We start from the raw sequence: 22,395 nt of genomic DNA on the forward strand, positions 1-22,395 counted from the left end.
ACCACAGCCCGGGAACCAGTGAGCCCCGTACGCCGAGAGCCGTCACGCACGAAAGCCGCCGCAGCCACCGTGACCGAGCAGAGCAGAGCCCGTTTCCGCGCCGAGGCCAGGTCCGAGCAGCCCGATCCGGTGCTGCTCTGCCTGTTGGCCGCAGCCGAACACACCCTGGCCGACTCCGGCTGGCCCCCGGACGACGACCCGCAGCCGCCGCCGACCCTCGAGGCGCTGCTGGCCGCCTGCCACGCGGCGCTGGACCGGCACGCGGCGGCGGTGCGCCACGCGGTGGCCGAGCGCTGTCCGGCCACCCCCGAGGAGACCGCCGCGCTGCTGGCGGCGGTGCTCGGCGGGCGCGACCGCTTCCACGGGCAGCCCTCGGACTACCGGCGGCTGGAGTCCTCGTTGCTGCCCGAGGTGCTGCGGCGCCGGCGCGGGCTGCCGATCATGCTGTCCCTGGTCTGGTCGGCGGTGGCCGCCCGGGCCGGGCTGACCGTGCACGGGATCGCGCTGCCGGGCCACTTCATCGTCGCGGTCGGCGGGCCGGTACCGGACGACGAGTACGTGCTGGCCGACCCCTTCCACGGCGGCCGGCTGCTCTCCTCCGAGGATGCCGCCGCGATCGTGATCGCCGCCGGGCACCGCTTCACGCCCGAACTCCTGACACCGGCCCAGCCGCTGGACGTGACGCTGCGGGTACTGGGCAACATCCGGGCCTGGGCGGGCGAGCGGCCGGAGCAGGCCAGGGTCCAGCTCTGGGCGACCGAGCTGTCCCTGCTGCTCCCGCGCCACCCGGCCCAGTTGCGCCTGGAGCGGGCTGAACTGCTGGTCCGCACCGGCGACTTCCTCGGCGGCGCGGCCGAAATGGACGACTACGCGCGGATCCTGGACGCCTTCGACCCGGAGTCCGCCGCCCGGGTCCGCCGGGACGCCAGGGCGGCCCGGCACCGGCTGAACTGAGCCCGCCCCCGGATCCCGTCCTGACCCGCCGTCACATCCACCCCTTCGCCGCGGCGATCCGGACCGCCTCGGCGCGGTTGCGGGCCCCGGTCTTCTGGATCGCCATCGAGAGGTAGTTGCGTACGGTGCCCTCGGACAGGTGCAGCCGGCGGGCGATCTCGGCGTTCACCGCACCGTCCGCGGCCGCCGCCAGGACCTCCAGTTCGCGCCCGGTCAGCGGGTTGGCCCCCTCGGCCAGCGCGGCCGCCGCCAGCGTCGGGTCGATCACCCGCTCGCCGCGCAGCACCCTGCGCACCGCCTCGGCCAGCTCGGCCGCCGGCGCGTCCTTGACCAGGAACGCGTCCGCCCCCGACTCCATCGCCTTGCGCAGGTAGCCGGGCCGCCCGAAGGTGGTGGCGATCACCACCCTGGTGCCCGGGCTGCGCCGCCGCAGTTCGGCCGCCGCCTCGATCCCGGTCATCCCGGGCATCTCGATGTCCAGCACCGCCACCTGCACCCGGTGCGCGAGGACGGCCTCGACCACCTCGTCCCCGCGCCCCACCTGCGCGACGACGTCGATGTCACCCTCCAGCCCGAGCAGCGCGGCCAGCGCCTCCCGGACCATCCCCTGGTCCTCGGCGAGCAGTACCCGGATACCGCCCGCGCTCTGATCATCAGTCATGCGGCCGACCCTAACGTTGGCTAAGTGGTGACCTTGACACCGAGCGGCACCAGTGCTCGTAGCCGGAAGCCCTTGCCGCCGCGACCGGGCGAGGCCTCCAGCCGGCCGCCGACCAGCGCGAGGCGCTCGTCCAGCCCGGACAGGCCGTTGCCGGGGGCCGACTTGCCGGGCCCGCGGCCGTTGTCGGTGATCTCCAGGACCACGAACCGGGCGCCGTCGCCGTCCCAGGTCTCGTCCAGGGCCAGGCTGCAGAGGGTGGCACCGGCGGCGTGCCGGACGATGTTGGTCACCGACTCGCGCAGCACCCAGGCCAGCGTCTCGGCCTCGGCGGCGCCGAGCCCCGGCTGGTCCTCGGCCAGCTGGGCCGGCGCCACCAGGCCGACCCCCGCGGCGGCCAGCGCGCTGCGCGCGGCGGCCAGTTCGACCGGCAGGGTGGGCTTGCGGTAGCCGCTCACCGCACTGCGCACGTCGATCAGCGACTGCCGGGCCACCTGTTCGATCTCGGCCACCTGGGTCCGGGCGGCCTCGCCCTTCTCGGCGTCCATGAACCGCCCGGCCAGCTCGCTCTTCAGCGTGATCAGCGAGAGCGAGTGCCCGAGCAGATCGTGCAGGTCGCGGGCCATCCGCAGCCGTTCCTCGGCCGCCGCCAGCTGGGCCGCGGTCTCGCGTGCCTCGCGCAGCTCGCGCATCGCGCCGACCAGCCGTTGCATGCCGGTCATCGCCGCTCCGCTGAGGAAGGTCGGGACCAACAGGCTGGCCAGCGACCCGCTGCCGGCGCCGGTCGCCAGCCCCTCCACGGCCACCACCGCGGTGGTGACGGCCACTCCCGTGAGCGCGATCCGCAGCGGCAGCACCGCGCCGACCGCGACCGACAGGTACGGGAACAGGCCCAGCCAGTTGCCGCTCAGGGTGCACCCGGTGATGACCGCGATCGACGCCATCAGCGCCAGAAGCGGGTAGCTCCCCGGCCAGAGGACGCCTCGCATCGAGCGGAAGAAGACCAGGACCAGGTAACCGCCGAGGAAGATCGCCAGCGCCACCCAGCCGACCACCTGCACCGGCACGCAGTAGCCGCCGGTCAGCAGGTCCCGCACCGGGTAGTACAGGTAGGCCATCCACAGCAGCATCCAGCAGAGCTTCACCAGCGTCTGCCTGCGGGTCTCCGGGGTGGAGCCGGGATAGGACGGCGGATGGGAGCGCCGCCGGCCCTCCTGCCCGAGCTGGTCGGGTCGGTGGTCCGAAGGCGCGGCGAGCATGCGGGACATCATGCCTGCCTGGTGTCCCGGCGGTACAGGACGCCGGCGGCGGCCACGAAGACCACCAGGAAGCCGAGCGTGCCGGCGGCGGCCGTGGTGTCGAACCCGACGCCGGGCCGGATGAAGGCGGCCAGCTGGTTGTAGAGGTAGACCGGGTTGAACCGGGCGATGCTCTTCAGCGTCCCGGAGACCGGGAACCAGGTGCCGCCGAAGGCGGACATCAGCATGTAGACGATCATCACGATCGGCTGCACCGCGCTGGGCTCCGCCGCGTAGCCGAGCGCGACTCCGAGCGCCGCGAAGACGAAGCTGCCCAGCCAGATCGCCGCGACCAGCCCCAGCCACTGCCCGGCCTCCAGCCGCACGCCCTCGGCCGCGCCGAGCGCGAAGACCACCACGATGGCCGGCAGCGTGGTCGCCGCGCAGGAGCAGATCTTGGCCACCGCGTAAGCCCGCCCGGGCAGCGCGGTCAGCCGCAACTGGCGCACCCAGCCGCTCTTGCGCTCCAGCGAGATCCGCTGCGCGCTGCCGGTGAGCACCGCGCCGACCGCGCCGAAGGTGGCCATCGAGACCATGAAGTACGACTTGGCGCTGACCCCGCCGGGCATGCCGTTGCCGTACGCGCTGACGAAGAAGAAGTACATCAGCGCCGGGTAGAGGACGGTGAAGAACAGGTACCGCCGGTTGCGCAGGGTGCGCAGGATCTCCAGCTTGATCAGGGTGGTCATCGCACGCTCTCCGTCCCGCTGGGGCTCGCGGTCTGCGAGTCCTGCTCGTCCTGTTCTCCGGTGATGGTGAGGAAGGCCTGCTCCAGGCCGAGGCTGGTGACCTCGAGACCGCGCGGGTAGCAGCCCGTCCGGTAGAGCGCGGCCACCACGGCGTCCGCGTCGGTGGACCGGATCCGCACGGTGCGCACCCCGGTGCCCTGGCCGCTGACCTCCAGCGCCACCAGGCCGGGCAGCGCGCGCAACGCGGCCTCCTCGATCAGGCCGTCCGCGTCGTGCAGTTCGAAGCTGACCCGGCGGGCGCCGGCCTTGGCCTTGATCTCGGCCGAGGAGCCGTCGGCGATCAACCGCCCGCGGTGCAGCACCAGCACCCGGTCGGCGATCGAGTCGGCCTCCTCCAAGTAGTGGGTGGCGAAGAGGACGGTGCGGCCCTGCTCGGCCTGCCGGCGCATCGCCGACCAGAACTGCTGACGGACCGACACGTCCATGCCGGTGGTCGGCTCGTCCAGCACGATCAGGTCGTTCTGGCCGGCGACCGCCAGCGCGAACCTGACCCGCTGCTCCTGACCACCGGAGAGCTTGTCCACCCGGCGCTCCGCGATCTCCTCGATCCCGGCGTCGCGCAGCACCTCGGCGACCCGGTGGCCGCGCGGGTGGACGTCGCAGGCCAGCTGGACCAACTCGCGGACCTTGACGTCGGTCATCAGCCCGCCGCTCTGCAGCATCGCGCCGACCCGCCCGGCCTCGATCGCCGCCCGCGGCGCGGCGCCGAACAGGGTGACCTGCCCCTGGTCGGGCTCGCGCAGCCCGAGCAGCAGGTCCAGGCTGCTGGACTTGCCCGCCCCGTTGGGACCGAGCAGCGCCACGGTCTGACCCGGATACAGCGCCAGGTCGAGGCCGTTCACCGCCCTGACCCGCCCGTAGCTCTTGCTGACCTGCCTGAACGCGGCCACTTCCTCGGCCATGGCGCCTCCCCGTCCCGTCGTCCGCTTCGGATCCGTGCTGACCCGACCAGGATTCCCGCTGACGGGGTGGGGGCGGCAGTGCGCACCGTCGCGTCCTGCGTATGACGGATGTCATGCCGCCCCCACACTCACAGCCCCAGCGCGGACCTCAAGAAGTCGACCTGGAGCAGCAACAGGTTCTCCGCCACCTGCTCCTGCGGCGTCATGTGGGTGACGCCGGAGAGCGGCAGCACGGTGTGCGGACGCCCCGCGGCCAGCAGCGCGGAGGAGAGCCGCAGGGTGTGCGCGGCCACCACGTTGTCGTCCGCCAGGCCGTGCACGATCATCAGCGGCCGCTCCAGCTTGGGCGCGTCCGCGATCAGCGAGTTGGCCTGGTAGACCTCGGGCCGCTCGCTGGGGTGGCCCAGGTAGCGCTCGGTGTAGTGGGTGTCGTAGAGCTGCCAGTCGGTCACCGGGGCACCGGCCACCGCCGCGTGGAAGACGTCGGGACGGCGCAGCACCGCGAGCGCGGAGAGGTAGCCGCCGTAGGACCAGCCGCGGATCGCCACCCGGGCCAGGTCCAGCGGGAACTCCTCGGCCAGCGCGTGCAGCGCCTCGACCTGGTCGTCCAGGGTCACCCCGGCGAAGTCGAAGGCGATCGCCTTCTCCCAGGCGGGGCTGCGCCCCGGGGTGCCGCGGCCGTCGGCGACCACCACCGCGAAGCCCTGGTCGGCGAACCACTGCGAGGTGAGGAAGGCGTTGTGAGCCTGCGTCACCAGCGCGGCGCCCGGCCCGCCGTACGGGTCCATCAGGACCGGCAGCAGGCCGTCGCGCTCGCGGTCGTAGCCGGTCGGCAGCACCACCGCGGCCGGGATCCGGCGCTCGCCGGCGAGCCGGAACTGCGGTCGGGTGGTCAGCACCGGCGTCTCGGCGTGCGAGGCGATCACCGCGAGCCGCTCCGCCCCGCGCAGCACCTCGGCCCGGCGGCCCGGGCGGTCCAGGGCCGCGCTGGAGAGCACGGTGACCTCGCCCCCGCGCACCGCGTCCAGCGCCGCGCCACGGTGCAGCAGGCGCGGGCCCGAGCCGTCCAGCGGCACGGCGTAGAGGCCCTGCAGGCCGGGGGTCTGGTCCTCGGCACCCTCGCCGGCACTGGCCAGGCAGAGCACCTGCTCGGCCTCGACCGCCAGCACCGCGCGCAGGTGCAGGGTGTCGTCGGTGAGCTTGGCCTCGCCCGCGAAGAGCGCACGGTGGCCGGGCTCGTCGCTGATCCGCAGCAGCCGGCCGTCCGGCGTCCAGGCCGGCGCGCCGGTGAAGAGCTCCAGCCAGGCCGCGTCCCGCTCGGTGAGCAGCTCGCTGGTGGCGCCGGTGACCGGGTCGACCGTGAGCAGCAGCTGCGAGCGCTGGTCGCGGGCCTGCACCAGGAGCAGCGGCGGGCCGCCGGCCGACCAGTGCACCCGGCCGAGGTAGGGGTGGGCGGCCCGGTCCCAGACGACCTCGGTGCGCGAGCCGTCCAGGCCGAGCAGCCAGAGCGTGACCTCGGCGTTGGCGGTGCCGGCGGCCGGGTAGGCGACCTCGGCGGGCACCGCCTGCGGGTTGGCCGGGTCGGCGATCCACCAGCGCTGGACCGGCGTGTCGTCGGCCCGGGCGACCAGCAGCGCATCGCCGCCGGGCGACCACCAGTAGCCGCGGTCGCGGTTCATCTCCTCCTGGGCGATGAACTCGGCCTGGCCCCAGGTCACCCCGGCGGCCTCCGGCTCGGCCAGCGCACGGTCGCCGCTGCCGTCGGCCGCGATCAGGCGCAGCGCGCCGCCCGTGGTCGGGTAGGCGATCCAGCGGCCGTCGGGCGAGGGGCGCGGGTCGAGCAGCGGGCCGCCCGCGGGCAGCTCGCGGGCGCCGCCGCCGACCAGGTCCGCGACGAAGAGCCGTCCGGAGAGCGCGAAGGCGGCGAGCTCGGCCGCACTGTCCAGGGCGTAGCCGACGATGCCGGCCGAGCCCTCCCGGCTGCGCTCGCGGCGGGCCCGCTCGGCGGGCGAGAGGTCCTCGTCACCGCCGCCGAGCAGCGCGAGCGGGTCGGCGGCGACGGCCTCCGCGCCGGTGGCCGGGTCGAGGGTCCAGAGCAGGTTGGCCCGGGCGCCGCCGCCCGCCCTGGAGGTGTCCGAACGCAGGAAGACGACCCGGGCGCCGTCGGGGGCCACGGCGAAGGAACGGGGCTGGCCGACGGTGTAGCGCAGGGTCCGCGCGTACTGCCGGGGGAAGGTGTCCGCGGCGGTGGTAGCAGCGTGAACGTCATTGGTCATGGCCGCACCCTACGGCGTCCGCCCCCCGATGATCACTCGTTCGGCGCAGCCCCGGGAAGTCCCCCGGTCAGCCCCGCACACCCCCTCCGACCGGGCCTTGCGCCCCCTGGACGCCCCCGCGATCCGGACACCCCGGACTCACGGACAGTAATGCCGAGCTCACTGATCGGGTATTCCTAGTGGAGTGATCCGGATGGTCGATGTCCGGATCGCCACTGTCCCGCACAGTCCGAGCCGCCGCCCGCCCAGGGCGGCACACCCGGGAAGGGGTGTGAGCCGTCATGGCTCTGTCCATCTCCGCGGCCATGCTGATGCTGGTCATCGTGGTGGTGTTGGTCCGCCGCTCCAGCCTCAAGCTGGGCCACGCGATCGTCTGCGCGCTGCTGGGGTTCTACCTCGCCTCCAGCTCGATCGCCCCCTCGATCCAGCAGGTGACCAGCAACCTGGCGGGAATGCTCAATGACCTGAAGCTCTGACGGCGGCGCCGGGCCACCCGGCAGCGGTGGTTAGGCTGCTCCCCATGACCGCCGCTGCCGCTCGCCGCCTGCTGCTGGTGCACGCCCACCCCGACGACGAGTCGATCGGCAACGGCGCCACCATGGCCCGCTACGCCACCGAGGGCGCCCAGGTGACCCTGGTGACGTGCACCCTCGGCGAGGGCGGCGAGGTGATCCCGCCCGGGCTCGCCCACCTGACGGCGGACCGGCAGGACACCCTGGGCGCGCATCGGATCGGCGAGCTGACCGCCGCGCTGCGGGAGGTCGGCGTGTCCGACCTCCGCTTCCTGGGCGGACCCGGCCGGTACCGGGACTCCGGCATGATGGGCGAGCCCGACAACGAGCGCCCGGGCTGCTTCTGGCAGGCCGAGCTGGACGAGGCGGCCGGCCACCTGGTCGCCGTGATCCGCGAGGTGCGCCCGCAGGTGCTGGTCACCTACGACGAGCGCGGCGGCTACGGGCACCCGGACCACATCCAGGCGCACCGGGTGGCGACCCGCGCCGCCGAACTCGCCGCCGACCCCGCCTTCCGTCCCGAGCTCGGCGCGGCCTGGCGGATCGTCAGGACCTTCTGGAACCGGATGCCCCGCTCGGTGCTGCTGCCCGGGCTGCGGGCGGCCGCCGAGCGCTTCCCGCTGGCCGCCGATCCCGACGAGGTGCCGGGCGTGGTCGGCGACGAGCTGGTCGACGCGGCGCTGGACGGCGCGGCGTACGGCGACCGCAAGGCCGCCGCGATGCGCGCGCACGTCACCCAGATCACCGTGGACGGCGGCTTCTTCGCGCTCAGCAACGACCGCTGGCAGCCCTTGGTGGTCGACGAGTACTACCAGCTGGCCCAGGGCGAGGCCGGCCCCGACCGACCGCTGACCGACCTGTTCGCCGGGCTGCCCGGCACCGAGGAAGCCGGAGCCGAGACCCGATGAACAACCCGCTGCACACGCTGCTCGGCACCCGCGCGCAGCGGCTGGCCGAGCCGCTGCCCCCCAAGCGGGTCCGCATCCTGTGCTACGCGGTGCTGCTGGTGCTCGGCGCGCTGGTCTCGCTCTGCGGTTGTTTTGTGCAGGCTCTGTGGAGTCCGCTCGGCCTGCTGCTCGCCCTGGCGGCCAACGGCGCCGTCTGTTACGCGGGCCTGCGGCTGACCGGCACCAAGCTCGGTTCGGGCGTCCCGTTGGTCGGCTGGTTCCTGGTCGTGCTGGTGATGCTGCCACCGCGCCCGGAGGGCGACATCGTGCTCGCCGCCTACGCGGACGCCTACGCGTTCGTGCTGCTCGGCTGGGTGCCGGGGCTCGTCTGCGCGCTGTTGCCGACCCGCGCGCCGTTCTCCTTCGGCATCCCGCGCCAGCGCGACTGAGGGACCGTGGGCCGACGGGCAGTCAGCGTGCGGGGCCCGTAGGCTCGGCGTTGCCGAACCGGACGTTTCGGGTTCTGGAACCGGACGTATCGGGTTCTAAGGGAAGCAGTTCGCCACCCTGGCGTTCCCAGTATGGTGGTGCCGCAGCAACGTCGGACGAGCCGTCCGGCCGCGAACCCGGAGCAGAGCAGCATTGAGCAGCCGCGAATCTGACAGCGCCTACCCGTCCTCTCGGCGGGGGGCGACCCCCGGCCACAGGACCGGCGAGGGGGCCGACGCCTATCCGTCGGGCACCCCGCCGTACGGCATCCCGGGGCTGGGCAACGGCTTCGACCCGTTCGCCGCCGATCCCGCCGCGCGGGTGCAGCAGCCGGGCGCGCCGGGTACCGGGAGCACCGGGGCCGGCGACGACGAGGTCCCCAAGACCGAGACCACGCTGACCACCCGCATCTCGATCAACATCCCCGGCTCCCGGCCGATCCCGCCGGTGGTGGTGCGCAGCACCGTCAAGCCCGAGGAGCAGGGCGGCGAGCCGCCGGCGGTCGGTGGTCCGCGGCACCGCGCGGCGCCGCCCGCCTCGCCCGTGCTCGGGGTGATGGAGGCCGGCGGGCACAGCGCCACGCCCCCGGACCTGCCGGCCGAGTGGCGCACGCCGCAGGGCGCGCCGGAGAGCTCGGAGGCGGAGTCGACCGGCGAGTGGTTCCGGCCGCGGCAGAAGTCCCGGCCCGAGTCGGTGGGTTCGGCCGTACCGCGCACCGGCGTGCCGAGCAGCGGCCCCACGTCCGCCGCACCGCCGGGCGCCCAGGGCGCCCCCGCCGGATCGGTCTACCAGCAGTCCGCACCGCCGGCCGCGCCGGTGTTCTCGGCGGAGAGCACCCTGCAGACCCCGCTGCCCCACCCGACCGCCGCGCCGGCTTCGCCGTTCGCCCCGCCCGGTCAGGCGGGATACCCGGCCGACCCGTACGCGGCGGGCGGCGACCCGTACGCCGGCCACTACCAGGGCGGCTACCAGGGTGGCGGCGCGTACCCGGTCAGCGCCCCGTACGCCAACGCCGGCCCGTACGCCGGCGACCCGTACCAGGGCGCCCCCGAGGCCCCGTACACCCCCGACCACGCGCAGCCGCTGCCCGCCGCGGACCACGGCGCCACCGCCGACCCGTTCGGCACCACCGCCAACCCCCGCCCCACCGGCACCCCGGGCGCACCCGGCAGATTCGCCAAGCCGCAGCCGCCGGTCAACCCGCCGGGCTCGTTCGGCCGCAGCCCGCACGGCGAGGAGCCCGAGGACACCCAGATCGGCGGCTTCGACCCGATCTCCGGCGAGCTGCCGGCGGAGGCCATACCTGGGCTGCCGGTGGCCGGCCGGTACGGCACCGCGCCCGGCGACGCGTGGGGCGGCACCGCCGGCGCGCCGAACGCCGCGTACCCGGCCGGACCCCCGCCCGCCCCCGGCACGCTCAACCCGTCCGCCGCCGAGCCGGCCGGCGCCCCGTTCGGAGCCCCGGCGCCGGCCGCCGCCCCCGAGAGCGAGCCGGCCCCTGCCGCGCCGAAGCCGCCGGCACCCGCCGCCGCCAAGCCGAAGCCGCGCCCGAAGGCGCAGAAACTGCTGGCCACCGGGCTCGGCGGGGTGCTCTTCCTGGGTGCCGCCGCGTACGGCACCGGTCTGATGCTCAACCAGGCCGACGTCCCGCGCGGCACCACCGTGCTCGGCACCGGCATCGGCGGGGACAGCCGCGACCAGGCGGTCCACCAACTCGACGGCACCGTCGGCAAGATCGGCGCACAGCCGATCCAGCTGAAGATCGGCGACCAGACGCTGCCGCTGGACCCGACCACCGCCGGCCTGAGCTTCGACACCACCGCCACCGTCGACGGGCTGACCAAGCACAGCTACAACCCCCAGACGGTGATCGGCTCGCTGGCCGGCGGCTCCAAGGCCGTACCGCCGGTGGTGAACATCGACCGGGCCAAGCTCAAGTCCGCACTGGACAGCCTGGCCGCGTCCACCGCGCAGGGGCTCAAGGAGGGGTACGTCCAGTTCAGCGACAGCGGAGACCCCACGGTGGTGCCCGGGCAGGCCGGCCAGGCGGTGAACGGCGACGCGGCCGTCAACCAGGTGGTGCAGAGCTACCAGGACCGGGCCAACGGCAAGACGGACGCCCCGATCACGCTGGCCGTGACGGCCGCCCAGCCCAAGGTCTCCACCACGGCCCTGCAGCAGGCCGCCGACGGGCTGGGCAAGGCGATCATCAGCGGCAATGTCACGGTGCAGTCTCCCACCGGTAGCCGCCGGTTCGTCTTCACCAAGGCGATCGCGGCCAAGGCGCTGACACTGGCCCCGGACGCCAGCGGGAACATCGGCCCCAAGTGGGATCTGGACCAGTTGGGCGCCGCCGTCGGCAGCACCTTCGACAAGGTCAAGTTCCGGAAGTCCGACGGTACTTTGGCGACCATCACGACCCAGGACGTGGCCGATGGGATCGCCTCCGTCTACGACAAGAACAGCGTCGCGGAGCGCACTTTCAAGTTCCATATGTGAGCATGTCAAAAATGCCTCGAATGGAGCCCCGGAACGTTCTCGTTCCGGGGCTCCACCGCGTTTACCGGCGACATCTCGCCAGTGGCGTGTAACCGACACCGGGGATGGGCAGCAAACCACCCGATGGATTCCGGGAAGGGCGCTCAAAGGGTGACGAATAGTCGCCAGCGGCGGCTTCCCGCCAAATCCGTCCGATTATCGAACGCTGAAAACCGGCGGGTAATCCACTCAATCTGCCTAAAACGGACAGCCTTATCTATGCGCGTCAACCTCCTAAAGGTAGGGGTCGTGCGTCCAGATACCGGTGTTGCTAAGTGCTCGTTACGAACTTATGAACGAGCTTTGTCAGCATATGTCCGATTTAGCAGGTCTCACCAGGGGGTTGTCAAGTGGTTGAAAGCTACAACCTGGTGGACATTCCAGAACGAAGCCAAAACTGCCTGTCCAGCTACAGAGAAACTCTTGACGTTCGATAAACGAGTTGCGAGAGTCCGTTCGACCAACTTCTTCCACGTTGCTGCTGCACAGACCACACCGGCGGGAGCTTTCGCACCATGACGACGCCAACTGAGGACACGACAGAGACCGATCCGGTCCTCGTCGCGTCCGCTACAGGGGACGGCGGCGACAAGCCGGCTGCGCTCCTGGGGCGCACCCCGCGCCAGATTGCCTGGAGCCGCTTCAAGCGCAACCGCACTGGTGTGGTCTGCGCCTTCATCGTGATCGCGTTCATCCTGATCGCGATCCTCGCGCCGGTCATCGCCGGCCTCGAAGGTCAGTCGCCCTACATCCCGTACGGCCTCCGGGACCCCAACCTGCTGGACGACTTCGGCGTGCCGATCGGCGCCAACGGCGGGATGAACGCGACCCACTGGTTCGGCATCACGCCGACCTCCGGGTTCGACATCTTCTCCAAGCTGGTCTACGGGATCCGCACCTCGCTGGGCATCGGCCTGCTGATCACGATCGTCTCCAGCATCCTCGGCATCGTCATCGGCGTGGCCCAGGGCTACCTCGGCGGGCGCTTCGACTACCTGGTCGGCCGCTTCAGCGACCTGCTGCTCGGCCTGCCGAGCCAGCTGTTCTACATCGCCTTCACCCCGGTCGTGCTGAACATGTTCGTGCCGGCCGACCGTGCCACCCCCGTCCACATCCGGGTGATGGCGATCGTCATCGTGCAGGCCTTCCTCGGCTGGATGGCCACCTCGCGTCTGCTGCGCGGCATGTCGCTGAGCCTGCGGGAGCGCGAGTACATCGAGGCGGCCAAGATCGCCGGCGCCTCCTCCTGGCGCATCATCACCAAGGAGCTCATGCCGAACCTGGCGACCACGATGCTGGTGCAGGTCACCCTGCTGCTGCCGGCGATGGTCGCCGCCGAGGCCGGCCTCTCCTTCCTCGGCGTCGGCATGGTGGAGCCCACCCCCGACTGGGGCCTGATGTTCCAGGACGCGGTGCACAACTACCAGAACGACCTGACCTACCTGCTCTTCCCCGGTCTGTCGCTGACGATCTTCACCGTCGCCTTCAGCCTCTTCGGGGACGCCGTCCGGGACGCACTCGACCCGAAGACGATCCGCTAAGCCGCTCCACCCGCAGTGCCGCTCCACATCACCCCCGCAGGACCCCTGTAACCCAGTCCGGCCACCCCGGGGCAGTACCGCCCCGCCGGTCCGCGCTGGCCAGACCCGACATGACCAGTGACAGGTAGGAACAATGAGACTTCGCAAGGCAGCACTCATGCCGGCGCTCGTGGCGGTCAGCGCGCTCACGCTGACGGCCTGTGGTGGGGGCGGCACCAGCAAGGCGGGCACCACCGGCGCGCAGGCCTCGGCGAGCGTGCAGAACTTCCTGCCCGGCACCGCCGCCGACTCGGTCGGCCCGGCCCCGGCGATCCCCGGCGCCGTCACCGGCGGCACCGCGCACGACATCGAGAACTCGGGCTTCGACTACCTGGACCCGAGCCAGCAGTACGTCAACAACCAGCAGGAAGTCGGCAGCCTGTACAGCCGCTCGCTGACCGGCTACAAGACCGACCCGGCCACCGGCAAGGTCACCCTGGTCGGCGACCTGGCCACCGACATCGGCACCACCAGCGATGGCGGCAAGACCTGGACCTGGCACCTCAAGGACGGCCTGAAGTTCCAGGACGGCACCCCGATCACCTCGAAGGACGTCAAGTACGCCGTCGAGCGGCTGTACGAGGACTACCAGACCCAGGGTCCGGTCTACTTCCAGACCTGGCTGTCCGGCGCGAACTACCGCACCACCTACAAGGGCCCGAGCAGCGGCACCGACCTGCCGGACAGTGTCATCAGCACCCCCGATGACAAGACCGTCACGTTCCACTTCCAGGCGGCCCACACCGACGCCTCCTACGCCGCGAGCATGTCGAACATCACGGCGATCGAGAAGTCCAAGGACGACGGCGCGAAGTACAACGCGCACCCGCAGTCCATCGGCCCCTACATGATCTCGAACTACCAGGCCGGCAAGACCCTGACCCTGGTCAAGAACCCCATGTGGGACCCGAAGACCGACCCGATCCGCCACCAGTACGTCGACAGCTGGGTCTTCGACCTGGGCATCGACAACCAGCTGATGACCCAGCGCCTGATGGCCGGCCAGGGCGACGACAAGTACGCGGTCAGCATGGCGCTCAACGCCGACGGCCCCAGCATCAAGACCATCGAGAGCGACCCGCAGTACGCGAGCCGCACGATGAACAAGTTCCTGCCGTTCGTCGACACGTACGACATCAACATGACCCGGGTCACCGACCTGAACGTGCGCAAGGCGTTGGCGACCGCGTTCCCGGTCGCCAACGTCCAGAAGATCAACGGTGGCAACGCGACCGGCGAGATCGCCGGCAACCTGGTCAGCCCGACCGTGGCCGGCTGGAAGGACACCGACCCGCTGGGCATCAAGGCCAACCCGGCCGGTGACCCGGCCAAGGCCAAGGCGATCCTGCAGGCCGCCGGCAAGCTCAACACCACGATCGTCTACGCGTACTCCAACACCCCGACCGGCCAGCAGGTCGCCACCGCCGTCTCCGACGCGCTGACCCAGGCCGGCTTCAACGTCCAGGCCAAGCCGCTGGACACCACCAGCTACTACACCCAGGTGGGCAAGGCCGACAACGGCTTCGACCTGTACCGCACCGGCTGGGCCGCGGACTGGCCGATGGCCTCGACCGTCATCCCGCCCACCCTGGACGGCCGCCTGATCAGCGACGGCGGTAACAACTACTCGCACTACAACAACCCGGCGATGAACAGCGAGATGGACCGGATCGGCCAGATCACGGACATCAACACGCAGGACGCGCAGTGGATGCAGCTGGCGGACAAGATCCTGGCCACCGACATCCCGCAGATCCCGACCTACTACGACAAGTACTTCAACGTCTACGGTGCCGGTCTCGGCGGCGTCGGCTACAACCAGGTCCTCGGCACCATCGACCTGAACAGCATCTTCGTCAAGAAGTAAGCACCGGATCCGGAGCCGGCCTCCGGGCCCGCTTCCCCGGGCAGGACCACCGCAGGTGGTCCTGCCCGGGCCACGTGCCGATCACCCGTGATCCGGGGGATCGCACTCTCCACGACGTGGCCGCCTAGGGCGCCCTCTCTCGGAAGAGCTCATTCCATGCTCCGATTTCTCATCCGCCGGGCGCTCGGCGCGCTGGTCATCATCGTCCTGCTGATCGCGCTCACATACTTCGCGTTCTTCTCGCTGCCCACCGACCCCGCGCGGCTGGCCTGCTCGAAGGGCTGCACGCCGGAGCTGCTGGCGCAGATCCGCACCAACATGCACCTGAACCTGCCGATCTACCAGCAGTTCTGGAACTACTTCAGCGGCCTCTTCGTCGGCCAGGACTTCGGCACCGCCGGGCACTGCGCGGCCCCGTGCTTCGGCTACTCGTACAACACCCAGAGCTTCGTCTGGGACCGCATCGTCGCCAACTACCCGGCGACCTTCGTGCTCGCCATCGGTGGCGCCGCCATCTTCCTCACCGTCGGTGTGGGTCTGGGCATGATCGCGGCCTGGAAGCAGGGCAAGCTCGCGGACAAGGCCGCCACCGCCATCGGGCTGGTCGGTCAGTCGACCCAGATCTACTTCCTCGGCCCGCTCGCGATGGCCCTGTTCGTGGTGAACCTGCACTGGCTGCCGCAGCCGGCGTACATCCCGTGGACCCAGGACCCGTGGGGCTGCTTCACGGGCATGATCCTGCCGTGGACGGTCATGTCGGTGATCTTCTGGTCCAACTACAGCCGCCAGGTGCGCTCCCTGATGCTGGAGCAGCTCTCCGAGGACCACATCCGGGCGGCCCGCGCCAAGGGCATGTCGAACACCTACGTCTGGTGGCGCTACGCGCTGCGCGGCGCGATGGCACCGATCATCACCATCTTCGGCCTCGACCTCGGCGCCGTCTTCTCCGGTGCGATCATCACCGAGGTCACCTTCGGTGTGCACGGCCTCGGCTACCTCGCGGTGATCGCGGTGAACCAGGCCGACCTCTACCTGGAGCTGGGCGTGCTGATCTTCAGCTCGGTCTCCATCCTGCTCTTCAACATCATCGTCGACGCCGCCTACGGTCTCCTCGACCCCCGGGTGCGGATCGGATGACCTCCGCCCCGCCCGTGACCGAACCGCACCACCCCGCCCCCGAGGAGATCCGACCGTGAGCACCCTCACCAAGTCCGAGTCCATCCCCGCGCCCGAGGCCGGCCACGCCTTCCTCTCGGTGCGCGACCTGCAGGTCCGCTTCCGTACCGAGGACGGCATCGTCAAGGCCGTCAACAATCTCAGCTTCGATCTCGAGCAGGGCAAGACCCTCGGCATCGTGGGTGAGTCGGGTTCCGGCAAGTCGGTGTCCAACCTGGCCGTGATGGGCCTGCACAACCCGAAGAACACCACCATCGAGGGCTCCATCACCCTCGACGGCCAGGACCTGCTCAAGGCCTCGCAGAAGGACCTGGAGAAGCTCCGCGGCAACAAGATGTCGATGATCTTCCAGGACGCGCTCGCCGCGCTCTCGCCGTACTACACGATCGGCCGGCAGATCGCCGAGCCGTTCATGAAGCACACCGGCGCGAGCAAGAAGGAGGGCCGCGACCGCGCGATCGAGATGCTGCGCCGCGTCGGCATCCCGCAGCCGCAGACCCGGGTCGACGACTTCCCGCACCAGTTCTCCGGCGGTATGCGCCAGCGCGCCATGATCGCCATGGCCCTGGTCTGCGACCCGCAGATGCTGATCGCCGACGAGCCGACCACCGCGCTCGACGTGACCGTGCAGGCGCAGATCATCGACCTGCTCAAGGACCTCCAGCAGGAGTCCGGCACCTCGATCATCTTCATCACCCACGACCTCGGCGTGATCCGCGAGATCGCCGACGACGTGCTGGTGATGTACGCGGGTCGCGCGGTCGAGCGCGGCACCATGCGCGAGGTGCTGAAGAGCTCTCAGCACCCCTACGGCTGGGGCCTGCTGAGCTCGATCCCGCGGATCAACGCCTCGGTCGACGTGCCGCTGATGCCGATCCCCGGCACCCCGCCGTCACTGTTGAACCCGCCGTCCGGCTGTGCTTTCCACCCCCGCTGCACGTACCGTGAGCTGGTGGTCGGCGACAAGTGCGTGACCGAGCGCCCGCCGCTGGAGCTGGCCAACGGCCACCTCTCGGCCTGCCACCTCACCCCCGCGCAGAAGCAGTCCATCCTCACCGAGCAGATCCTGCCCCGGCTGAGCAGCTGAGCCTCGGTAAAGGAGCCAAGGAAATCCCATGAGCGCAGAGCAGACTCTGGACGAGCAGTCCGCGGCGGTGCCGGCCCCCGGCGACGTCCTGCTGGAGGTCAACGGCCTCACGAAGCACTTCCCCGTGATGGGTGGCTTCCCCTTCAAGCGCCAGGTCGGCGCTGTCCAGGCAGTCGACGGCGTCAGCTTCGACGTCCGCGAGGGCGAGAGCCTGGGCCTGGTCGGTGAGTCCGGCTGTGGCAAGTCGACCACCGGTCGGCTGCTCACCCGCCTGCTGGAGCCGACCGGCGGGACGGTGAAGTACCGGGGCCAGGACATCACGCACGCCAACCGCAAGCAGCTGGCGCCGATCCGGTCCGAGATCCAGATGATCTTCCAGGACCCGTACTCCTCGCTGAACCCGCGGCACACGGTCGGCACGATCATCTCCGGGCCGATGGAGATCAACAACATCAACCCGCCCGGTGGCCGCGAGGCCCGGGTCCGGGAGCTGCTGGAGATCGTCGGGCTCAACCCGGAGCACTACAACCGCTTCCCGCACGAGTTCTCCGGCGGCCAGCGCCAGCGCATCGGCGTGGCCCGCGCGCTCGCGCTGAACCCGAAGCTGATCATCGCCGACGAGCCGGTCTCCGCCCTCGACGTGTCGATCCAGGCGCAGGTGGTCAACCTGCTCCAGGGCCTGCAGCGCGAGCTGGGCATCGCCTTCGTCTTCATCGCGCACGACCTGTCGATCGTGCGGCACTTCTCGCAGCGCGTCGCGGTGATGTACCTCGGCAAGGTGGTCGAGATCGCCGACCGCGACTCGCTCTACAACAAGCCGCGTCACCCGTACACCCACGCGCTGCTCTCGGCCGCGCCGGACGCCGACCCGGACACCGCCGCCAACGAGCGGATCCGGCTCACCGGCGACGTCCCCTCCCCGCTCAACCCGCCGTCCGGCTGCCGGTTCCGCACCCGCTGCTGGAAGGCGCAGGAGAAGTGCGCCACGGAGGAGCCGCCGCTGATCCAGCTCGGCGGCAACGTCGACGGCCACCTGACGGCCTGCCACTTCCCCGAGGACGGCGTCGCCCCCGGTGCCAAGCCGGCCGACACGATCCCGGCCGCGCGCCTGGCCAAGGACTGATCGACCGCGCCGCTCAAGCACAGGGCCCCCTCCACGTGGAGGGGGCCCTGTCGCGTCCGCGCTACCGCGCGTCGTCGCCGTCCGCGCTCCCGTCCTCCTGGCCGGCCGCCCGCTCGGTCTCAGCCTCGGTCCCGCCCTCGGCCCCACGCTCCGCCGCGCTCTGCTCAATCTCGCGCTCCGCCGCGCTCTGCTCAATCTCGCGCTCCGCCGCGAAATGACAGGCCGACTCGTGCGCCGCCAGCCCGTCCAGCCAGGACGGCACGGCGAGCAGCGGCTCCTCGATCGCGCACCTCTCCTGGGCCTTCCAGCACCGGGTGCGGAAGCGGCAGCCGGAGGGCGGGTCGGCCGGCGAGGGGACGTCGCCGGTGAGCACGATCCGGTCGCGGACCTGCCGGGCGGCCGGGTCGGGCACCGGGACGGCGGAGAGCAGCGCCTGGGTGTAGGGGTGGGTGGCGTGGTCGTAGATCTCCAGATCGCTGCCGATCTCCACCATCTTGCCCAGGTACATCACGCCCACCCGGTCGGAGATGTGCCGCACGATCGAGAGGTCGTGCGCGATGAAGATGTACGACAGCTCGAACTCGTTCTGCAGCTTCTCCAGGAGGTTGATCACCTGGGCCTGGACCGAGACGTCCAGCGCGGAGACCGGCTCGTCGCAGATGATCACCTCGGGCTTGAGCGCCAGGCCGCGCGCGATGCCGATCCGCTGGCGCTGACCGCCGGAGAACTGGTGCGGGTAGCGGTTGATGTACTCCGGGTTGAGCCCGACGACGTCCAGCAGGTCCTGCACCGCCTTGCGCCGCTCGCCCTTGGGCGCCACCTCGGGGTGGATCTCGTACGGCTCGCCGATGATGTCGCCGACCGTCATCCGCGGGTTGAGCGAGGTGTACGGGTCCTGGAAGACCATCTGGATGTTGCGGCGCACCGCCTTCAGCGCGGCGCCGGAGAGCCGGGAGATCTCCTCCCCCTTGTACCGGACCGAGCCGCTGGTGGCCGGCTCCAGGTTCATCAGCACCTTGGCCAGCGTCGACTTGCCGCAGCCGGACTCGCCGACGATGCCCAGGGTCTCCCCCTTGCGCAGGTCGAAGGAGACCCCGTCCACCGCCTTGACCGCGCCGATCTGCTTCTTCACCACCACCCCCTGGGTCAGCGGGAAGTGCTTGACCAGGTCGCGGATCTGCAGGATCGGTTCGCCCTCGGGGACCGGCTTGGTGAAGGCCGCCCCCTGCGGCACGGGCGCGCTGAGCGCGGTGGCACCGTCAGTCATCGAGGGTCTCCTTCCAGAAGTGGCAGGCGCTGGCCCGGCCGGGTCGCGGCGTGCCCGCCTCGTCCGTCACCTCGAAGAGCGGCGGCACGGTGGTCCGGCAGATCTCCTGCGCCCGCGGGCATCGCGGGTTGAAGGCGCAGCCCGGCGGGATCCGCAACAGGTTGGGCGGCAGGCCCTTGATCGCGTAGAGCTCCTGCCCCTTCTGGTCGAGCCGGGGGATGGAGTCCAGCAGCCCGCGGGTGTACGGGTGGGCCGGCTTGGCGTACAGCTCGTGCACCGGGGCGGTCTCCACGATCCGCCCGGCGTACATCACCGCGATCTTGTCGGCCACGTCCGCGACCACCCCGAGGTCGTGGGTGATCAGGATCAGACCCATGTGGTACTCGCCCTGCAACTCCGCGAGCAGGTCCATCACCTGGGCCTGCACGGTGACGTCGAGTGCGGTGGTCGGCTCGTCCGCGATGATCAGGTCCGGCTCCAGGGCCAGTGCCATCGCGATCATGATGCGCTGGCGCATGCCGCCGGAGAACTGGTGCGGGTAGTCGCCGACCCGGGCCTTGGCGGCCGGGATCCGGACCCGGTCCATCAGCTCGATCGCCTTGGCCTTGGCGTCCTGGCGCGAGCTGCCCTTGTGCACCCGGTACATCTCGCCCAGCTGCGACCCGACGCTGTGCACGGGGTTGAGCGAGGAGAGCGCGTCCTGGAAGATCATCGCCATCTGCGAGCCGCGGACCTTGCGCCGGTCCTCCTTGCCGAGGGTCAGCAGATCGCGGCCCTTGAAGACGATCTGACCGCCCGTCACGAAGCCGGGCGGACTGTCCAGGATGCCCATCACGGCCTGGGCGGTGACCGACTTGCCGGAGCCCGACTCGCCCAGGATGGCCAGCGTCTCACCGGCCCTGACCGAGTAGTTCACCCCGTTGACGGCCTTGGCCACCCCGTCCCGGGTGCGGAACTCCACGTGCAGGTCGCGGACCTCCAACAGCGGGGACTCGACGGTGTCCGCGGTGGCCTCGCGCGGCTGGGCGCTGGTGCTGCTGCTACTCATCGGTGGTGGGACCCTCTCTCAGCGCAGCTTGGGGTCGAGGGCGTCGCGGACCGCGTCGCCGAGCATGATGAACGCGAGCACGGTGATGCTCAGCGCCGCGGCGGGGAAGAGCAGCATGTGCGGCGCGATGCTGAAGCTGTCCGAGGCGGCCGAGATGTCGATGCCCCAGGAGACCGTCGGCGGCTTCAGGCCGACGCCGAGGTAGCTCAGCGTGGCCTCCAGCGCGATGTAGGTGCCCAGCGCGATGGTGGCCACCACGATGATCGGCGCCACCGCGTTCGGCAGGATGTGTCGCAGCATCAGCCGCCCGCTGCCCGCGCCCAGCGCCCTGGCCGCCGTGACGTAGTCCTGCTGCTTGGCCGTGATGACCGCGCCGCGGCCGATCCGGGCCAGCTGCGGCCAGCCGAGCACCACGATGAACGCCACCACGATCCAGATCGACCTGATGGTGATCACCGAGAGGAAGACCAGACCGCCGAGCAGGATCGGGATGCCGAAGAAGATGTCGGCGACCCGGGAGATCACCGAGTCCGACCAGCCGCCGAAGAAGCCGGCCAGACCGCCGAGCAGGGTGCCCACCAGCGCCGACCCGGCGGTGGCGCAGACGCCGACGGTGATCGAGGCACGCGCGCCGTAGATCGTCCTCGCGTAGACGTCGCAGCCCTGGGTGTCGTACCCGAACGGGTGGCCCGAGGTGGGGCCCTGCTGCGACTTGGTCAGGTCGCAGTTGAGCGGGTTGGTCGAGGTGAACAATCCTGGCCAGATCGCCACGATGACCAGGAAGACGATCAGCAGTCCCGAGATGATGAAGATCGGGTTGCGCCGCAGGTCGCGCCAGGCGTCCTGCCACAGGCTGCGCGGCGCCACCCGCTCCTCGCCGGCGGCGGGGGTCTCCGGGTGGTCGCCGAGCCGCTCGGCCTTGATGAGGGTCTCGCCCTCCATGGTGCCGAGGTCGAGGGTCCGGCTCTCGACCGCGCTCTGCATCTCCTCGTCTTCGTCCCCGGCCCCCGCCATGGGGTCGGACCGGTTGTACTTCTCCTGGTCAGGCATACCGGATCCTCGGGTCCAGGACCGCGTAGAGCAGGTCGACGAGCAGGTTGGCCAGCAGGAAGATGATGACCAGGATGGTCACGAAGCCGACCACGGTGTTGGTGCTCTGCCGGACGATCCCCTGGTAGAGGGTGTAGCCGACGCCGTGGATGTTGAAGATGCGCTCCGTCACGAGCGCGCCGCCCATCAGCGCACCCAGGTCGGTGCCGAGGAAGGTGACGACGGGGATCAGCGAGTTGCGCAGCAGGTGGTTGATCACCACCCGGTGTCTGGGCAGGCCCTTGGCCACCGCGGTGCGCACGTAGTCCGCCTTGGTGTTCTCGGCGACGGTGGTGCGGGTCAGCCGCGCGACGTAGGCGAGCGAGACCGAGGCCAGCACGATGCCCGGCAGGAGCAGCGACTGGAAGGTCACGTCGAAGCCGACCGTGGCCGGCAGGATCCCCCACTTCACCCCGACCAGGTACTGCAGCACGTAGCCGGTGACGAAGGTCGGGATGGAGATGACCACCAGGGTGAGGATCAGCACCGAGTTGTCCGCGATCCTGCCCCGCCGCAGACCGCTGAGCAGCCCGAGGCCGATGCCGAAGACCACCTCGATGGTGAAGGCCACCGCGGTGAGCTTGAGGGTGACCGGGTAGGCGGCCGCCAGCTGCGAGGTCACCGTCTGACCGCTGAAAGTGGTACCGAAGTCCCACTGGAAGAGCTTGCCCATGTACTTGACGTACTGGAGCCAGAGCGGATCGTTCAGGTTGTACTGGGCGCGGATCTGCGCGGCCACAGCCGGGTCGGGCGCCCGGTCACCGAAGAGCGCGTTCACCGGGTCGCCGAGCGCGTGCACCATGACGAAGATCAGGAAGGTGGTCCCGATGAACACCGGGATCATCTGGAGCAGGCGCCTCAGGACGTAGCGTCCCATGCGAACCTCCACAGAGCT

The 22,395-nt window shown here is 70.9% G+C and carries 19 protein-coding genes; 10 read left to right on the forward strand and 9 right to left on the reverse strand.

All coding sequences use genetic code 11. The annotated features are described in order from the left end of the window. Window positions 1-69 precede the first annotated feature (69 nt). Window positions 70-954 (forward strand): transglutaminase-like domain-containing protein, encoded by an 885-nt coding sequence (locus P3T41_RS04180; RefSeq protein WP_280687726.1) that lies wholly within the window; start codon window positions 70-72, stop codon window positions 952-954. A gap of 31 nt (window positions 955-985) precedes the next feature. On the opposite strand, the gene P3T41_RS04185 is transcribed toward P3T41_RS04180, so the two are convergent. The 5 genes from P3T41_RS04185 to P3T41_RS04205 all read right to left on the reverse strand — a co-directional run bounded on the left by P3T41_RS04185 (window position 986) and on the right by P3T41_RS04205 (window position 6,837). Beyond that, a complete protein-coding gene (locus P3T41_RS04185; protein WP_280687727.1) occupies window positions 986-1,615 on the reverse strand; it encodes a response regulator transcription factor in 630 nt (209 codons plus the stop codon). Between the two features lie 20 nt (window positions 1,616-1,635). Next, entirely contained in the window at window positions 1,636-2,871 is a 1,236-nt protein-coding gene (locus tag P3T41_RS04190) for a sensor histidine kinase (RefSeq protein WP_280687729.1), read from the reverse strand. Window positions 2,872-2,879: 8 nt separating this feature from the next. Beyond that, entirely contained in the window at window positions 2,880-3,599 is a 720-nt protein-coding gene (locus tag P3T41_RS04195) for an ABC transporter permease (RefSeq protein WP_280687731.1), read from the reverse strand. Further along, window positions 3,596-4,561, reverse strand: a complete 966-nt coding sequence (locus P3T41_RS04200; RefSeq protein ID WP_280687733.1) for an ABC transporter ATP-binding protein — start codon at window positions 4,559-4,561, stop codon at window positions 3,596-3,598. Before P3T41_RS04200 ends, P3T41_RS04195 begins: the two co-directional genes overlap by 4 nt. Window positions 4,562-4,689: 128 nt before the next feature. Continuing rightward, the gene (locus tag P3T41_RS04205; protein WP_280687734.1) at window positions 4,690-6,837 is read right to left on the reverse strand and encodes a prolyl oligopeptidase family serine peptidase; all 2,148 of its coding nucleotides are present in this window, start codon (window positions 6,835-6,837) and stop codon (window positions 4,690-4,692) included. A 281-nt stretch (window positions 6,838-7,118) separates the two neighbouring features. Between P3T41_RS04205 and P3T41_RS04210 the strand changes: the two genes are divergently transcribed. The 9 genes from P3T41_RS04210 to P3T41_RS04250 all read left to right on the forward strand — a co-directional run bounded on the left by P3T41_RS04210 (window position 7,119) and on the right by P3T41_RS04250 (window position 18,096). Continuing rightward, window positions 7,119-7,313: a DUF2304 domain-containing protein gene (locus P3T41_RS04210; protein ID WP_280687736.1), complete on the forward strand. Its 195-nt coding sequence runs from the start codon at window positions 7,119-7,121 to the stop codon at window positions 7,311-7,313. Window positions 7,314-7,357: 44 nt separating this feature from the next. Continuing rightward, a complete protein-coding gene (mshB, locus tag P3T41_RS04215) occupies window positions 7,358-8,257 on the forward strand; it encodes an N-acetyl-1-D-myo-inositol-2-amino-2-deoxy-alpha-D-glucopyranoside deacetylase (RefSeq protein ID WP_280687738.1) in 900 nt (299 codons plus the stop codon). Beyond that, entirely contained in the window at window positions 8,254-8,685 is a 432-nt protein-coding gene (locus P3T41_RS04220; protein WP_280687740.1) for a DUF6113 family protein, read from the forward strand. Before mshB ends, P3T41_RS04220 begins: the two co-directional genes overlap by 4 nt. A gap of 193 nt (window positions 8,686-8,878) precedes the next feature. After that, window positions 8,879-11,224: a peptidoglycan binding domain-containing protein gene (locus P3T41_RS04225; RefSeq protein WP_280687742.1), complete on the forward strand. Its 2,346-nt coding sequence runs from the start codon at window positions 8,879-8,881 to the stop codon at window positions 11,222-11,224. Window positions 11,225-11,778: 554 nt separating this feature from the next. Continuing rightward, a complete protein-coding gene (locus P3T41_RS04230) occupies window positions 11,779-12,804 on the forward strand; it encodes an ABC transporter permease (protein WP_280687744.1) in 1,026 nt (341 codons plus the stop codon). A gap of 157 nt (window positions 12,805-12,961) precedes the next feature. Next, entirely contained in the window at window positions 12,962-14,710 is a 1,749-nt protein-coding gene (locus tag P3T41_RS04235) for an ABC transporter substrate-binding protein (protein WP_280687745.1), read from the forward strand. A gap of 156 nt (window positions 14,711-14,866) precedes the next feature. Next, window positions 14,867-15,847, forward strand: coding sequence for an ABC transporter permease (locus P3T41_RS04240; RefSeq protein ID WP_280687747.1), 981 nt, complete (start codon window positions 14,867-14,869; stop codon window positions 15,845-15,847). A 55-nt stretch (window positions 15,848-15,902) separates the two neighbouring features. Further along, the gene (locus P3T41_RS04245; RefSeq protein WP_280687749.1) at window positions 15,903-16,973 is read left to right on the forward strand and encodes an ABC transporter ATP-binding protein; all 1,071 of its coding nucleotides are present in this window, start codon (window positions 15,903-15,905) and stop codon (window positions 16,971-16,973) included. 28 nt (window positions 16,974-17,001) lie between these two features. Beyond that, window positions 17,002-18,096 carry a dipeptide ABC transporter ATP-binding protein gene (locus tag P3T41_RS04250; protein ID WP_280687751.1) on the forward strand — a complete coding sequence of 365 codons (1,095 nt, stop codon included), beginning with the start codon at window positions 17,002-17,004 and terminating at the stop codon, window positions 18,094-18,096. A gap of 61 nt (window positions 18,097-18,157) precedes the next feature. Here P3T41_RS04250 and P3T41_RS04255 read toward each other — a convergent pair whose 3' ends face one another. From P3T41_RS04255 to P3T41_RS04270, 4 genes are read right to left on the reverse strand one after another with little or no spacing between them, the layout of a single operon-like run. Further along, window positions 18,158-19,363: a dipeptide ABC transporter ATP-binding protein gene (locus tag P3T41_RS04255; RefSeq protein ID WP_280687753.1), complete on the reverse strand. Its 1,206-nt coding sequence runs from the start codon at window positions 19,361-19,363 to the stop codon at window positions 18,158-18,160. Further along, the gene (locus P3T41_RS04260; RefSeq protein WP_280687755.1) at window positions 19,356-20,411 is read right to left on the reverse strand and encodes an ABC transporter ATP-binding protein; all 1,056 of its coding nucleotides are present in this window, start codon (window positions 20,409-20,411) and stop codon (window positions 19,356-19,358) included. Before P3T41_RS04260 ends, P3T41_RS04255 begins: the two co-directional genes overlap by 8 nt. 18 nt (window positions 20,412-20,429) lie before the next feature. Continuing rightward, window positions 20,430-21,425, reverse strand: coding sequence for an ABC transporter permease (locus P3T41_RS04265; RefSeq protein ID WP_280688038.1), 996 nt, complete (start codon window positions 21,423-21,425; stop codon window positions 20,430-20,432). A 28-nt stretch (window positions 21,426-21,453) separates the two neighbouring features. Then, window positions 21,454-22,377, reverse strand: a complete 924-nt coding sequence (locus P3T41_RS04270) for an ABC transporter permease (RefSeq protein WP_280687757.1) — start codon at window positions 22,375-22,377, stop codon at window positions 21,454-21,456. Between the last annotated feature and the right edge of the window lie 18 nt (window positions 22,378-22,395).

Origin of the sequence: Kitasatospora sp. GAS204B, from assembly GCF_029892155.1 — a bacterium.
Taxonomy (GTDB): domain Bacteria; phylum Actinomycetota; class Actinomycetes; order Streptomycetales; family Streptomycetaceae; genus Kitasatospora.